The sequence below is a fragment of the Methylobacterium sp. B1 genome, from assembly GCF_000333255.1.
GTDB classification, from domain to species: Bacteria; Pseudomonadota; Alphaproteobacteria; order Rhizobiales; family Beijerinckiaceae; genus Methylobacterium; species Methylobacterium fujisawaense.
The window spans coordinates 1-962 of sequence record NZ_BACT01000439.1; the positions used below are offsets into that span (position 1 = coordinate 1).

Annotated in this window: 1 protein-coding gene; it reads left to right on the forward strand. The window is 71.2% G+C overall.

Annotated elements, in window-relative coordinates; all coding sequences use genetic code 11:
* Positions 1-371 precede the first annotated feature (371 nt).
* Positions 372-962, forward strand: a 591-nt coding sequence (locus I53_RS33175) for a hypothetical protein (RefSeq protein ID WP_148291128.1), incomplete at its 3' end; no start/stop codon positions are given.

Genomic DNA, 962 nt, shown 5'->3' on the forward strand with positions numbered 1-962 from the left:
CGCGGCGTCCGGCATCGTGCGGGAACCCGCCCGCAGCATCGCTGCCTCGACAACGCGCACGACCGCGGCGTCGCCCGACGGGAGAGAGGCTTCGTGCGCGGCTTGGTCCGCATGCGCACCGCAGGAGCAGCCGCCGAGCCTGCGCCGGGCATCAAAAGGATTGTCGGAACGGGCCATCGAGAACTCCGGCGTTGAAGTCTTGAAATTCGCAGCAACTGTCGCGCCAAGCGCGCCGCATCATGAAATCTTCGCTCGGATCAGCATCCCCCCGCCTGGCTGGCGAAGGTCGAGACGGTGGGCCGGTGACGGTCTCTCGGCAGCGTCGAACCGTGCCGGATCACCGGAGCAGCATCGCGAGGCCGGCACCTCCGATGAGCCTTACCGGCACCGTGTCGAGCGGGCTCTTGCGGGTTGCACGGGCGGCGGGCCGGGGAAGCCCAGAGCGGCCGCTGCCGGCGCCTTCCGCGAAGGCCGGGACCAGGGCTCAGTCGACGCGGGAGACGCGGGAGACGCCCGCGATCGCGAACGCTCCCGTCCCGACCGTCACGGAAGCCGTCACCCTCGTCGAACAACCGGTCGAACGCGGCGCCTGGGCGGGCGACCTCAGTCCCCGCGTTGAACAGCGTGCCGCACGCGTCCTGCACCTGGAGGATGCCGCACCCGATCCCGAGCCGGCCGCCAAGACCCTCCCGGAGGTGCGGCGCGGCCGAGAGGGGGTCGGCGTGGCCGGGGGTCTCCAGGATCCACGCGACGGTCCGGCCCTGTTCGCCGACCTGGGCGATCACGCTGTCGATCACCGCCGCGGCGCGGCTCCGGGGATCGTGCATGGCGAAGGTTGCGGTATGGGTCGGTTCGTCGATGAGGCCGTGCACGGCGGGGCGCGGGGTCGTGGCCGAAAGACTGGCCTCGAACTGCCCGTGCGCCTGCCCCAAGGCGGGATCGGTTGCGTGAAAATCGTTCGT